This is a genomic window from Aliiglaciecola lipolytica E3 (assembly GCF_000314975.1).
Lineage (GTDB): Bacteria > Pseudomonadota > Gammaproteobacteria > Enterobacterales > Alteromonadaceae > Aliiglaciecola > Aliiglaciecola lipolytica.
On sequence record NZ_BAEN01000065.1, the window covers coordinates 1 to 13,788 of the forward strand.

Annotated in this window: 18 protein-coding genes and 1 pseudogene; 14 read left to right on the forward strand and 5 right to left on the reverse strand. The window is 38.6% G+C overall.

What is annotated here, in order from left to right:
• Positions 1-865 (reverse strand): annotated as a pseudogene (locus GLIP_RS16155) (methyl-accepting chemotaxis protein); the annotation flags it as partial.
• A gap of 285 nt (positions 866-1,150) precedes the next feature.
• Between GLIP_RS16155 and GLIP_RS16160 the strand changes: the two are divergent.
• A complete protein-coding gene (locus GLIP_RS16160; RefSeq protein WP_008845742.1) occupies positions 1,151-2,272 on the forward strand; it encodes a zinc-binding dehydrogenase in 1,122 nt (373 codons plus the stop codon).
• Positions 2,273-2,463: 191 nt separating this feature from the next.
• Here GLIP_RS16160 and GLIP_RS16165 read toward each other — a convergent pair whose 3' ends face one another.
• Together GLIP_RS16165 and GLIP_RS16170 are read right to left on the reverse strand one after the other, a co-directional pair.
• A complete protein-coding gene (locus GLIP_RS16165; RefSeq protein ID WP_008845743.1) occupies positions 2,464-3,024 on the reverse strand; it encodes a CBS domain-containing protein in 561 nt (186 codons plus the stop codon).
• Between the two features lie 151 nt (positions 3,025-3,175).
• Entirely contained in the window at positions 3,176-3,469 is a 294-nt protein-coding gene (locus GLIP_RS16170) for a hypothetical protein (protein ID WP_008845745.1), read from the reverse strand.
• 423 nt (positions 3,470-3,892) lie between these two features.
• Between GLIP_RS16170 and GLIP_RS16175 the strand changes: the two genes are divergently transcribed.
• The 3 genes from GLIP_RS16175 (at position 3,893) to GLIP_RS16185 (ending at position 5,558) form a co-directional block, all read left to right on the forward strand.
• Positions 3,893-4,078 carry a hypothetical protein gene (locus tag GLIP_RS16175; RefSeq protein ID WP_008845746.1) on the forward strand — a complete coding sequence of 62 codons (186 nt, stop codon included), beginning with the start codon at positions 3,893-3,895 and terminating at the stop codon, positions 4,076-4,078.
• The gene (locus GLIP_RS16180; RefSeq protein ID WP_008845747.1) at positions 4,078-4,794 is read left to right on the forward strand and encodes a hypothetical protein; all 717 of its coding nucleotides are present in this window, start codon (positions 4,078-4,080) and stop codon (positions 4,792-4,794) included. Before GLIP_RS16175 ends, GLIP_RS16180 begins: the two co-directional genes overlap by 1 nt.
• 332 nt (positions 4,795-5,126) lie before the next feature.
• A complete protein-coding gene (locus tag GLIP_RS16185; RefSeq protein ID WP_008845748.1) occupies positions 5,127-5,558 on the forward strand; it encodes an MgtC/SapB family protein in 432 nt (143 codons plus the stop codon).
• A 138-nt stretch (positions 5,559-5,696) separates the two neighbouring features.
• On the opposite strand, the gene GLIP_RS16190 is transcribed toward GLIP_RS16185, so the two are convergent.
• Entirely contained in the window at positions 5,697-6,596 is a 900-nt protein-coding gene (locus tag GLIP_RS16190; protein WP_008845749.1) for an SDR family oxidoreductase, read from the reverse strand.
• Positions 6,597-6,731: 135 nt separating this feature from the next.
• Positions 6,732-6,908 carry a hypothetical protein gene (locus tag GLIP_RS22155; protein WP_193362865.1) on the reverse strand — a complete coding sequence of 59 codons (177 nt, stop codon included), beginning with the start codon at positions 6,906-6,908 and terminating at the stop codon, positions 6,732-6,734.
• A gap of 480 nt (positions 6,909-7,388) precedes the next feature.
• On the opposite strand from GLIP_RS22155, the gene dusA reads away from it, so the two are divergent.
• The 10 genes from dusA to GLIP_RS16235 all read left to right on the forward strand — a co-directional run bounded on the left by dusA (position 7,389) and on the right by GLIP_RS16235 (position 13,745).
• On the forward strand, positions 7,389-8,426 hold the full coding sequence (gene dusA / locus GLIP_RS16195) for a tRNA dihydrouridine(20/20a) synthase DusA (protein WP_008845750.1): 1,038 nt from the start codon (positions 7,389-7,391) through the stop codon (positions 8,424-8,426).
• 225 nt (positions 8,427-8,651) lie between these two features.
• Complete coding sequence (locus GLIP_RS16200) at positions 8,652-8,939, forward strand: hypothetical protein (protein ID WP_008845751.1); 288 nt, start codon at positions 8,652-8,654, stop codon at positions 8,937-8,939.
• Positions 8,940-8,953: 14 nt separating this feature from the next.
• Positions 8,954-9,112 (forward strand): protease-associated domain-containing protein, encoded by a 159-nt coding sequence (locus tag GLIP_RS22160; protein WP_193362866.1) that lies wholly within the window; start codon positions 8,954-8,956, stop codon positions 9,110-9,112.
• A 158-nt stretch (positions 9,113-9,270) separates the two neighbouring features.
• Positions 9,271-9,690 carry a MarR family winged helix-turn-helix transcriptional regulator gene (locus GLIP_RS16205; protein ID WP_008845752.1) on the forward strand — a complete coding sequence of 140 codons (420 nt, stop codon included), beginning with the start codon at positions 9,271-9,273 and terminating at the stop codon, positions 9,688-9,690.
• Positions 9,691-10,021: 331 nt separating this feature from the next.
• Complete coding sequence (pspA, locus tag GLIP_RS16210; protein WP_008845753.1) at positions 10,022-10,681, forward strand: phage shock protein PspA; 660 nt, start codon at positions 10,022-10,024, stop codon at positions 10,679-10,681.
• An 82-nt stretch (positions 10,682-10,763) separates the two neighbouring features.
• Positions 10,764-10,964, forward strand: coding sequence for a PspC domain-containing protein (locus GLIP_RS16215; RefSeq protein ID WP_008845754.1), 201 nt, complete (start codon positions 10,764-10,766; stop codon positions 10,962-10,964).
• Between the two features lie 25 nt (positions 10,965-10,989).
• A complete protein-coding gene (locus GLIP_RS16220; protein ID WP_008845755.1) occupies positions 10,990-11,319 on the forward strand; it encodes a hypothetical protein in 330 nt (109 codons plus the stop codon).
• Positions 11,320-11,476: 157 nt separating this feature from the next.
• Complete coding sequence (locus tag GLIP_RS16225; RefSeq protein WP_008845756.1) at positions 11,477-11,935, forward strand: copper chaperone PCu(A)C; 459 nt, start codon at positions 11,477-11,479, stop codon at positions 11,933-11,935.
• Positions 11,936-11,989: 54 nt separating this feature from the next.
• A complete protein-coding gene (locus GLIP_RS16230) occupies positions 11,990-12,982 on the forward strand; it encodes a DUF2333 family protein (protein WP_008845757.1) in 993 nt (330 codons plus the stop codon).
• 4 nt (positions 12,983-12,986) lie between these two features.
• Complete coding sequence (locus GLIP_RS16235; RefSeq protein WP_008845758.1) at positions 12,987-13,745, forward strand: TIGR04219 family outer membrane beta-barrel protein; 759 nt, start codon at positions 12,987-12,989, stop codon at positions 13,743-13,745.
• Positions 13,746-13,788 lie beyond the last annotated feature (43 nt).

Genomic DNA, 13,788 nt, shown 5'->3' on the forward strand with positions numbered 1-13,788 from the left:
AGTCTTTTCTAGCGTCGCTAGCCCGGTTGTAAGTTTCATTAGCTAATTCAGATATGGTTGTGGCTGAGTCAGAAAGTTGCTCTGAAGATTCAGAAATTGAAAATATTTCTTTATTGACCTCTGGCTTGAATTCTTTTAATTCGTTAGATGCGACTTTAGTTGACATCGCATTTTGGTCAATGCTTGTACCAAGTGATTCAACTTCATCAACTATGTTTTTAAAAGAATCAATGAGTTGATTGAAGGCAATAATAGACTGGTTATTCGGATTCGAATTGGAGCGGTAAGTTAAATTGAACTTACCGTCTTTTGAAGAAATACTGTTGACGCCAACTAGCAATTCATGAGCTGCTTCCGAATTGCGCGCATTCGTTTTACTCATCCAGGCTAAAATTACGCCTTGAGCAATTGCATAAGCAAAATGCACCAATAATAAGGTTACTAACAACTCACTGTCTAACATGACGAATAAAGGGGCACCCGCTTTTTGTAAAAAGAAAAAACTAGCATGATGAACAGCTACCACCGTTACTGCGGTGACAAATATGCGCCAGTTCTGGTAATAGGCTAAAAAAGACATCAACACAAACACTCCAAAGTGGATTTCAATCGCACCTTGCATCTGTTGAATATGTAATGCTGAGAAAAGCATAAAACTTATGGCAACAATATGTTGAGTGATTTCCTCCTGCCCTTTTTTGAGTATCATAATCAGTGGAATCAGTGCAGCAGGTATTCCAACGACAACGGCTTCAGTCCATGTACTATAAATAGGGGCTATGGCGAAGCTAATAAGCAGCAACACTCCTAGCGCATAAGATAAAACTTTATTAGCGTTGTTTATCCACGTTCTATTATTGTTCATTTTTTAATGGTCCTTTTAATAAATTAGTGCTAAATCGTGACGTATACGCTTTTTATTCAGATTAGCTTTAGTTACTCCAAAAGTAATAACGTTTTAAATGAATTAATTAATTCAGTAAATTGTTCTTTCGTTTAACTATTAATTTATGATCACGAGTTTATGCTGCATAACGTTGACTAATATTATTCGAACATAAATTGTGACTCGTATGGCATAGCACTTAATGTTAGCGTTTAGAGGTTGGTCAATTAACAGCTGTTTTTCTATTCATTACGAGAGTCTAAAATGAAAATATCGAAACAATTATTTACCCAAATCAGTTCTAAAGGTGAGCTGACTATTTCTTTAAAAGAACGTGACGTTCCTACTTTAAAACCTCATGAGGTTTTAGTCGAAATGCACGCCTCACCCATAAACCCGTCGGATATGTGGCCAATGTTTGGACCTGCGAATCTGCAACAGGGAACGTATGATGTGAGCACAAAAGAATTCAAAGCTCCCGTTCCTCAATCGATGCTTGGCAGTGTGAAATCACGTTTGGATCAGATGTTGCCAATTGGAAATGAAGGTGCTGGAAAAGTGGTTGAAGCAGGAAGTAGCGATTCTGCTCAAGCATTATTAGGTAAAACCGTGGGTATACTGAGTGGAGCCACCTATTCACAGTATTGTGTTGTGCCATTTCAAGCGTGTATTGCACACCAAGACGATACTTCAGCCCGAGCAGCAGCGTCTTCTTTTGTAAACCCATTAACGGCAATGGGTATGGTTGAAACTATGCGTTCAGAAGGTCATTCCGCGTTAGTTCATACGGCAGCCGCGTCTAGTTTAGGGGTAATGCTTAATAAGATTTGTATTGCTGAGAATATCCCATTAGTCAATATTGTTAGAAAACCAGAGCAGGTAGAGATACTGAAAAAATTAGGTGCAAAACATATTTGCAACTCTACTAGTGACAGTTTTCAAAAAGATTTGTATGAAGCAATTGATGCCACTGGCGCAACATTGGCTTTTGATGCGATCGGGGGAGGGGAGTTGGTGAGCCATATCCTTACCGCAATGGAACGGGTTGGTAGTAAAGATGCGAAAGGGTTTAACACTTATGGATCAGCAGATAACAAACAAGTGTACATCTACGGAGGGCTTGATTTCTCACCAACCATTTTGAATCGCGCTTACGGTATGACGTGGGGAATAGGCGGATGGCTATTAATGCAATTCTTGGGTAAACAAACTCCAGAAAAAATCACCAAGCTACACCATAAAGTTGCGAATGAAATAAACACCACGTTTGCCATCGATTTCACCGAAGAACTTACTTTTGATCAAGTTTTGCAGCCTGAAGTCATTCAAAAATATATGGCGAAGAAAACGGGAGAAAAGTTCTTTCTTAATCCCAATGCAAAATAATCTAGATTTTTTATTAAAAAACAGTGGCCAGTTTAGGCCACTGTCTTCACTGCAAGGCTTGTGACATTTAAGATAAATAATGAGGTTTATCGTTTAAGGGCACAAAGAACAGTACGTTCACCAAGTGATTTTAGAAAATCTATTGGCACTAAAAACTACCCCAATCTAGTTTAACGATTGGGGTAGCATTTTTACGCAGCAGCGACATTGAACAAGTCAACGAACGATGGTTGAAGCTGAATATCTACGGGTAATCTAAGAATTCTAGCCACATCACTTGCTGATATTAGTCCTCGGATTTCGTGATTTTTCTTATCAATAACGAGACAATGTTGTTGATGATTGTCACGTAGTGTTTCTACAACATCACCAACCGTTGCATAGCATAACTCTTCGAATGCAAACGCTTTAAGCGTACTTCTATGTCGCATGAAGTCAGTCACAGGAATTTCTTCTCTGGGCTGATCTTTGGTGACTTTGGCGAGAATTTTTTGCTCACTTAAATCATTTAATGCCACTATGCCAATGAAGTTCTGATCACTACCAAGTACTAATTTCATTCGCACATGTGATTTTTTCATTAAGTCTTCAAGCTCAACTGCTTTAGCCGAAGAGTCTATTACTAATGGCATGAATTGTTTAAAGTCAGTAAAAATTGACAATGCATTTGAATGCAAAGTAATACTATTATTTTCTGGAGGCCAAACTAATTTGTCCACAGATTCAGTGTTATAAAGTGCTAGCTTTTTCATTTGCATGCTCCTTCTTAACACTTTTCACAATATCGCTTTTTCTAAGATTAGATTGAATAAAAGCGCAGTCGATACGATAAAGAACTAATACGTCAGTTAAACTCATGGGGAAACCCTCTGATTTAGTAAAATAAAATTTGTTTTTTTTGAATCAGATGGTTGCAGCTGGGGGGCCGCGGATGAAAAGTGTATCTTTATAAGTGGTGAAATCAGCGTTTTGGAATTTCGCTGCGGGAAAGTGGCGTAATTTTGAAAGCGCTTGAACTTCAAGTGTTAAACAAGCATCGAGATCTTTATCAAATGAGTCAAGCTCTATCCCTTCAACATGTTCAACAATAGAACTTGAAACATTGAGAGAGCTGTTCTGATTTTCAAGTGCCAGTGATGAGAAGCTAAAACTAGCTACCCATGACATTAACACTATGTTGAACCAAAACATTTTCATTAAATGAATTCTCTTTTTTCTTTAAATCTTACATATGGGCAATAAATTTATAATTCAACGTCGCAATTACGAATCTAGTAACAAGGGAATGATTGAATCAACCACTTTGTTCTACTTGTGCAAAGTTAAAATACGCCTTAAATATGATTCTGTAAAAACCACTCGACGTGTTTATTCCACCAATTAACTTAGAATTTTTAAAAGTCTAAATAATTCGTCATTAAGCTGCTTTTGAAATAGGTAAAAATTACAAATAAGCGAACATTTTTCCTATTTTAAAATGCACTAGTTGTTAGGTTAAATGTGTTGAACATATACCTCATGTGTTGATATCTGCACCTGCCACTTGAAAATCACTCGTTTATGAAAAATGGCATACCTATTGAATTACCTTCTGAATAATCTATTAAATTGGTGTATTTCATGAGTTATCAATGTGACCGCACCGCTTCATTGGAACGCTTTAAAAAGTTGCTGTGTTTTCCTCCTATGGGAGCAAAAATTGTGCTGAAAAAAGGCCAAATTGAAAAGAACGATTTTGATGACATGTGTAAAACAAACATGGAACAAGAACTGTGCATAAGACTTAGCGCTTGGGGTGAGCGATAATGACAGATCCAACGCTGGCAATTTTAATGTATTTTGTCGTGCCTATCTGGTTGTTGGCAGGAATAGTCGATTGGTTTTGCCATCGACGCAGCAACATTGCTCAAACAAGTGGGGCGAAAGAGTCATTAATCCATTTATTAATGTTTGCTGAAGTTGGCATTCCTTTAATTCTGATCCTGATATGTGAAGTGAACAGTCTCATTATTGCTATTAGCATCATTATGTTTCTGCTCCACGAGTTAACCGCCATGTGGGATGTGTCCTATGCCGTTACGAAGCGAAGAGTGGGACCCGTAGAGCAGCATGTGCACAGTTTTTTAGAAATGATACCTCTGCTAGCACTAGTCTTAATCATTGCCCGTCATTGGCCTCATTTCACTTCGCTATTCACGCCTAGTGGCTTTCCACCTGATTTTACACTTCGCTTAAAAGAAGCCCCTTTACCGACTACTTACTTAAGCATCGTTTTATTTATTGCGGTCGTTTTAGAGTTTGCTCCTTACGTGGAAGAGTTTATACGAGGTATGAAAGCACGTTCTAATAAGCCTGACCATCAATCTCCAACAAAATCGGAGATCAACCAAGATCAGGTATTTGCAAACTCTGAAGCAAAAGCGGCGAGTCCTTTAGCAAACTCTATTGCAGGTGAAGAAGACCCAGGTGCCGCTCTTGAGATGTTGGTAGCAAACCAATTAGATGATAAGGAAAAGAAATAATTAAGTAACTAGTGTGACTATTAAAACAAATCGTTGGTATCTAGCTCGGCGATTTTCTCGCCGAAGCACAAGTTCAGTATAAATCGAAAATGTGAAAATTTCCGATCGGGCCTTTGTGTTTACATATTACAACTTTTTGCTTTAATTATGCATTACAGGGGGTAGATTTTGACTGTGCTTAAAGAAGAATTATTCAATTACAGGAAGTGCTTTTATTCCCTTCATTTTAAGTGTTTGCATAAATCACACTATATCTAGCAGTTGATTAATATAGTTTGAGTGTTTGAAGCGTCGAGCTAACACATAATTTTTAAGTGGGGATAATGTCGATTATGGATCTCAATATTGATTTCAATCTAATTTGGTTTCACTTGTATCAATTAGGTATAGCGTTTTTTCTTGCATTACCTATCGCTGTTGATCGCGAAAGTCGAGCAAGAGGCGCTGGACTGAGAACATTCCCCTTGGTGACGATTTCCTCATGTGCTTTTATGCTCGTTGGCATAGACGTTTATTGCGACCCTGAAGCACAAGCCAGAGTGATGTATGGCATTATCACTGGAATCGGGTTTATAGGTGGCGGCTCGATTATAAAAAACTCCGATAGTGTAAGTGGAACGGCTACTGCCGCAGGCATTTGGCTAACGGGCGCGATAGGGGTAGCGGTTGCGTATCAACGATATGAAATTGCCATTGTACTTTCGCTAATTGGATTTTTTGTTTTGTTTGGTCTGGAGAAATCCAAACCACTTGCTAGAAAATAAAATAGATTGATTTTATAAACGACCAAACCAAAGGGTTAGCATTCGCTATGTTTAATTGATTTTTGAGAATGTATTGCAGTGTCAGGCCGTATTTTAAATCACGGCCTACCCATAAATTTCACAATAATTTATTAAAAATTAAGGCAAATGGTGTCCGCCAGTGACGCCCATAATTTCAGCTGTTACATAACTTGACTCTTGAGAAGCTAAGTAAACATATACTGGCGCTAATTCAGCCGGTTGGCCTGGTCTACCCAAGGGCACGTTTTGTCCAAAGCTTGATAATTTCTCGGCTGGTTGTCCGCCACTTTGCTGCAACGGAGTCCAAATGGGTCCTGGCGCGACGCCATTCACGCGTATCCCTTTATCTACAAGCATTTTCGCCAAGCTCTTAGTAAAACTGGTAATCGCACCTTTAGTGGATGCATAGTCAAGTAAACCAGCAGAAGGTTGGTAGCTCTGAATCGAAGTTGTATTGATTATGCTTGCACCGGGGGGCATGTGTTTAACACTAGCCTTAGTGATCCAAAACATGCCAAACACGTTGGTCGCATAGGTCTGACAGAATTGTTCTGTGGTTAAATCGTCAATATCAGCAACAAATTGTTGCTTACCTGCATTATTAACTAATATGTCGATAGAGCCTAAACGCTCAACGGTTTGGCTTACTAACGTTTGAAAAAAACCTTCATCGGAAATATCGCCAGCTATACCGATAGCGTTTACTCCGCTAGCCTGCAAGATATCTAAGGTTTCATTTGCATCGGTTTCTTCACTTGCCAGATAGTTGAAAACCACGTCAGCCCCTTCGCGTGCAAACGCTATCGCAACTGCTCGTCCGATTCCAGAGTCTCCACCGGTTATTAAAGCTTTACGACCTTCTAATCGGCCGCTGCCAACATAACTATCTTCGCCGTGATCGGCATTGGGTTTAAGTATGTCGTCTAATCCGGGATCGGGCTGATCATCATCTTTTTCAGTGTGGCTCATTTGATACTGATAACGGGGATCTTGCATTTTAAATTGATTTGATTTCATCGCTAAAGTCTCCTTTAAACCTTAGGTATTTACTGAATTCCTCCTATAAAATTTGCAACGCTAGGCAAAGTTACACCTACTCAAAAAATCAAAGAAATTTTGCAAACCCTGCCTAATCTAACTTTTAGAAGTGACCTATCGCTTAGACATGGTTTCTAATTCGCGATCTTGGTATCTAGTTTTACGATGATTGGGAATGGGTTTGTGTAATGAGCGCGTGGTGCGATTTATCTTACGAAATGTACCGTCTACATAATTCTCGATGGACTCAACATCAACGTGAAGATTGTTTCTGTCTTGAAATGTTTTCACTTTGCATCTCCTCTAAAATCTAAATTGGCAACCAATCGTTTGGTTCGCATTTTTAAAACAGCAATACATATGCCAAATAAATGATTTTAAGGGGATGCAGCTACAACCTATAACCGGCGTACCTTTCAAGCTTTTTTTACAGAAAATAATAACAAGGAGAATGAGTAGAATAATTGAAAAATCCTCCCATTTAGTGGAAAAAATTACACGGAATTATTAAGGCGAAAACGTTTATATATGTTCGAGTATAAGTTGAGGTGTGAAATATATTTCTACTTCACTCAATACCCAATTGCCTCCTTAGTTTTTCCTAAGCCTTTTTGAAATGCTATAATAGGCCAGCACTCAATTCTTCAAAAAGTTTTTTCGAACTTTATTGGCTTCAATAAAAAGATGGGCCATGAGGAATTTGAACAGAAAATTTAGCGTTATGCATATCGTCAAATATTAAAAGCACATCATTTAAAACATAGGGTTATCGTGAATTCTACTACCGCTCCTTTAGACCGCACCATCTCCGTCGCGCCAATGCTGGATTGGACGGATAAACATTGTCGTTATTTTTTACGGCAGATTTCTCAGCATGCGCTTCTATATACTGAGATGGTTACAACCGGTGCGATCATTTTTGGTAAAGGCGACTATTTAGCATTTAATCATCAAGAGCATCCAGTAGCATTGCAATTAGGTGGTTCTGACCCAACTGACATGGCGCGTTGCGCGGTACTGGCGCAACAGCGGGGATATGATGAAGTTAATATCAATGTAGGTTGCCCCTCCGATAGAGTGCAAAATGGACGATTTGGTGCTTGTTTAATGGCCGAACCAGAGACAGTTGCACAATGTATTAAAAGCATGCAAGCGGAGATTGATATTCCAGTAACCGTAAAGTCTCGGATTGGCATCGATGAAATGGATGAATACGAAGATCTGACTCGTTTTATTACAACCGTAGCGGATGCAGGTTGCGATACTTTTATTGTGCATGCTCGTAAAGCTTGGTTAAAAGGATTGAGTCCAAAAGAAAATAGGGATATCCCGCCATTGATGTATGAGCGTGTTTATCATCTCAAAGAACAATTTCCAGATTTACACATTAGCATTAATGGCGGAGTGAAGACGCTAGACGATGTGGCGTTACACCTAAAGTATATCGATGGGGTTATGATTGGACGCGAGGTTTATAGTAACCCTTATATTCTGGCGGATGTCGATAAGCGTTTTTATGGCGACAATCACAAGGTACCAACTCGTCATGATGTTGTTGAAAGCATGATTGAGTATGCAAAAGCCCAATTAGAGTTACCTCATACGCGAATCTGGCACATAGCTCGGCATATGCTCGGACTATTTCAAGGTCAGCCTGGTGCGCGTATCTGGAGGCGCTATCTTAGTCAAAACGGTACACAAAAAGGAGCTGGAATTGAATTGCTTGAAAACGCATTAGCGACTCTTGATGAGGCTCAATTTCAAGCAGAGCAATTTCGCAATAGCATCACACCTCAACAAGTTGGTTAAAATCACTAACTAGCTTGGTCAAAAAGGCTAAAAGTTAATTTTTAGCCTCATTGAAATCCAAATCGTTATTTTCGGTTTAAATCAAATCTTATAAAAAATCTATAAAATACAAATAGATAACATTTTTTTGAGTAGTTGGCACAACTATCGCAATAGTGGTTGCGACTTAACTAGTAACTGAATAATCGGTTACTGCATACAAACACAACTACTTAGGAAAATATTATGTTTAAGAAAATCACTACAGCCACAATCTTAGTTTCAAGTTTATTCGTAGCTTCTTCAGTTCAAGCCGTTGAAGTGTCAGTAGAACAACTTGTTGGTTCACTTATTACGCAAGCTGTTGAAGTAACCAAAGAAGAAATTTCATACGGTGTCGAAGAAGCGATATTGACTGCTAATAACTCAATTAGCTTAGATTCAGGTGCTAGCGAATATGTCGCTAATATCACTATCACTGACTTAGATAGCAATTTTGAAATTCAAAAAGAAGAAAACGAAAAAGCTGAATAATAAGGATAGCAGATATGTTGAACCATATAGATTTGCTAACTCTATTATTAGCGCCGGTAATGGCATACCTCGTAGCAGCATTAGTATTTAGTCTGGTCGAGCGTAGGAAGAATGGCCATGCAGTACCGGTCAATGCTTCTAATCTTCAATATCATGACGGTCGTAACTTGTAGTACAGACCGTCATTTTTTTATTCTCTCCTTATTTACATCTTATTTTCTCTTTTCGATTATCTCTTTTTCACATTAGCCTTTAATTCGTTTTTTAAATCCATTTTAATTAATTAATTTTTGATTTATACTTGATTGGTCAATTATTGTTGAGGTGGAATATGAAAAAAATGTCTGATGCAATGTCGCTTTTAATCAACCTTAATTTAGCGGCTATTAAAATAAATAAAAAGCTCGATCGCAGTTTAGGATTACATGGTATTAGCTTTAGTGAATATATGGCGCTGCACTTTTTATATAGTGAAAGCACACAAGTCATGAGTCGTATTGCCTTGGCGGAATGCTTGGGGATGACAGCTTCGGGTGTTACCAGGTTGTTGAATCCCATGGAAAAGATTCACCTAGTTGAAAAGCAAAAGAATCCAAGGGATGCGCGTGTGAGTTTAGTTAAGTTAACCTTAACTGGGGCCACTTTATATGAAGACGCGTCTACAAGTTTTAGGCATATATCTGATTCAACGGTGTCAGATGTGCGTCAATATCAAATGGAGTCAATTCTTGAAGTGCTGAAAAAGCTCTAAGCAATTATGGCTTAGGGCATTTCCTGTATTTAGTCTTTAGATTTTGCTATGCCTGTTAGCATTAATTTCTGCTTTATAATCCTCATATTAGTAATGAATAATTTGACCAACATAGTGGTGAAATTGACCAATTATATAATCTCCCGATAACTCCATTTATGAAATCCTTTCCTTTGAAATTTTAAAAGTCTATATATAACAGTGGTTTATTTGTTTTTTAAAGTCTGGCACGTAGTTTGTAATAGCTTTAGTACTGGAAAGTAAAATTGAATTTAGAATTATCAACGTAATTCAAAAATACAACACTCATAAAACCGTGGAGGAACGAAAAATGGGTATGTTTTCAAGAATGTCAGACATAGTACAAGCGAATCTTAATGCCATCTTGGATAAAGCGGAAGATCCACAAAAAGTAATCCGTTTAATCGTTCAAGAGATGGAAGAAACGTTGGTTGAAATTCGCTCTGTCGCAGCACGAAGCCTAGCAGATAAGAAACACTTAGCGCGTAAACAGGATAAGTTAGAAGGTCAAATAAAAGACTGGCAGGCAAAAGCCACAGTGGCACTTAAAAAGGACCGTGAAGATTTGGCCAGAGCTGCTTTGGTTGAAAAGAACAAAGCGCAAGAGTCTTTGAAATCATTGGAAAAAGAGATGGAACTGGTGGAAGAAGCCATCGTTAAATTGCAAGACGATACTTCACGTCTGCAAGAAAAGCTAAAAGAAGCTAGAAGCCGTCAAAAAGCGCTAGATATTAGACAGCAATCAGTGTCTGTGCGTCTTAAAGCAAAAACAACACAAAATGTTGAAAAAATTGACGATGCCATTGCACGATTTGAACACTACGAAAGTCGAATCGACGATTTAGAGTCACAAGTTGAAGCTTATGATTTGGTCTCAACTAGTAATTCACTTAGTGCCCAAATTGAGCAGCTTGAACAAGATGAAAACATCGAAAAAGAGTTGGCTGTTTTGCGCAAAAAAGTCGCATAAACAAACGTTAATACTATTAATTTAAGGCCTGAGTTATTCAGGCCGCCGAAGAACAAGTTAGGCCGCTTTTAGGAGTATCAAAATGAAAGATTATATTAATACTAACCAACTATATCGTGACACCCTTAGAGGTAAAGTTAGCGGTGTATGCGCGGGACTTGCTAAACATTTTAGCGTCGATGCATGGGTAGTACGAGTTGCCGCTATTGCAGCATTTATTTTTATGCCAATGGTTGTTGGTATTGCTTATTTACTCGCTGTTTTGCTAATCCCAACAAGATAACAAAATATTTATAGGGAGAAGCCGTATGAAGAATCTCATTTTAGCCATATTGATAGCCGTTTTGATTACTTATAGTTGCGGTATCATTGTTAGTGAATGGTTCGATTTTTCAATTCATTTAGACCAACAAACTTTAGGACCGATGGAGTCGATAGTGGGAGTAACAGCAATAGGCGCTGTAATGGCAGTTGTTGGCGTTATAGTGGCAATTAGCGTTTTTGGTGCCATTGCACTAGGTCTCTTTATTGCGTTAATCGCGATGTTATTTGCTGGATTAACAGTGTTTTGGCCCATGCTGTTAGTGATTGCATTTATCGTTTGGTTAGTTAGAGATAAGCGCCATCCTCAATATTAAAAGCGGGCAGCACAAGGCTCTAATTTAACCGCAGCTAAACCATTGAATTAAATACTGGCATCAAAAAGGTAACCTTTGAAAATGCGTTGAGTTTTCTGGCAATACGTCGTGAATTAAATAATAATTGCGAGCAATTTACCGAAAATAGGAACAACGCATGTTTTTTATTAAACGAAATTCTTGGATGATTTTTTTAGTGTTGGCTTGTATTAGCTTCAGTAGTTTTGCAAACCTAAAAATTACCGATGCAACAGTGAGATTATTGCCTCCTAGTGTCCCCAATACATCTGCGTACTTTAAGATCCAAAATACAACTGACCAAAATATGGTTTTAGTCTCAGCGAATACTGAGATTGCGCAAAGAGCAGAATTACATGCACATGTTATGCAAAACGGTATGATGAGCATGAAACAACAAAATGAAGTTGTTGTTCCTGCTGGGGAAACCATTTCTTTCCAGCCAGGCGGTCTGCACGTCATGATATTTGGACTGAAAAAACCGTTACAAGAAGGTCAAATAGTTTCTATAACGTTGGTCACAAAGGATCAAAAAAATATTCTGGTAGATGCTAAGGTTACTATGCCGGGTAAAGAAAAGTCACATAGTCACCATTAAAATTTGGTGCGTTTGGCTTAAAGTGTCACTAATTGAAGATACAGGAAGCATATTATGCAACGTTTTTTAAGTGCGAAATGGATCACCATAACATTTGTCATCTTATTTTTTATAGGCTGGTTAATCGCTATTTATTGGAGCTCTGAACCAGACACTTTTAATGTGAGGACAGAAGCGCATTCTCACGCGCAAGCCAACTCGGAAAACGTGGTGGTTGGATACACTACTACTCATACACTTATTCGTGTTGTCGAATCCTTGATGGACAAACCAGGTGGTTATTTGTCAAATGACGTAATGCCTCCAAGTGTATTTATGGATAACATGCCTAGTTGGGAGTTTGGTGTGTTAGAAATGTCTAGAGATTTGGCATTAGCTATGCGAAAGGACTTTAGTCGTTCGCAGTCACAGTCAATGGAAAACCCAGAATTAATAAAAGCCCAACCTGCACTGAACATGAATCATTTAGGGTGGATGTTGCCGTCGGCTGAGTCTATGTATCAAGATGCATTGAAAGATTTGTATGCGTACCGCACAGATCTGGCTGACCGAAGTCAGGGTAGTGCTCAATTTTACTCCCGTGCTGATAATCTAAGAGATTGGTTAAAACAGGTCGAAAAGCGTTTAGGCAATCTATCGCAAAAATTAAGCGCAAGCGTTGGTCAAGAAATTTTAAATACCGATTTGGCGGGTGACTCGAATGCGCGAAACTCCACTCCTGAACCTTCGCAACGTTATGAAAAAACCAGCTGGTGGAAAACAGATGATAACTTCTATGAAGCAAGAGGTGCGGCTTGGGCACTAATACACTTTTTAAAAGCAGTCGAAGTAGACTTTGCAGATGTGCTTGAGAAAAAAAATGCGACTGTGAGTTTACGCCAAATAATTCGTGAACTAGAGTCAACCCAGCAAACTATTTGGAGCCCGATGATCTTAAACGGAAGTGGATTAGGTATGTTAGCTAATCACTCGTTAGTCATGGCGAACTATATTTCCCGAGCAAATGCTGCTCTAATCGAATTGACCGAACTTTTAAACCAAGGATAAACGCGTGAAACACACATTAAAATCATTTTTTCTAGCCGCATCAGTGATAGCAGTTCCTGCTCAAGCAGATACTGTACTTGGCCTCTATGTTGGAGCGCAAGGCTGGAATATGGATACCGAAGGTGGCTTTTCAAATGATGCTGACTTAACTACATTTGATTTTGATACCGAAACTAAATCTAGTTTTTATGTGGCATTGGAACATCCCATTCCACTGGTTCCAAATATCAAGGTGCGTCAGACCACACTAGACAACAGTGGCGATGTCACATTAAACAGCACCTTCTCCTTTAACGGTGAAATTTTTAGCGTGAATACTCCACTGACGACTGAAGTGGATATGAGCAACACTGACTTCATTTTGTACTACGAATTATTTGACAACGACTTAGTCAGTTTTGACTTTGGTATCAACGGAAAATACGTCGATGGCGAAATTTTTGTCAGAGAAACCGCCGATGCCACTAATTTTGCCAGAGAAGAATTTTCTGGCGTTGTGCCTATGGTGTATTCAAAACTTTACATTGGGTTGCCACTTACAGGGTTGGGTTTCTATGCAGAAGGTAGTTATTTAGCGATTGATGACCATTCTTTAAGCGACTATGAAATTGCCTTAGCCTATGAATTTGTCGATAACTTAGCAGTTAATATGACGCTACAGCTGGGCTACCGCGCCACTTCTCTAGAGCTAGAAGATTTGGATGATATCTATTCTGATTTAGAGTTTAGCGGTGCCTTTGCTGGGCTAGAAATTCACTTCTAAATTTTAAAGTAGACTTTTAAGTCCAATAAGTAATAAAAAATCC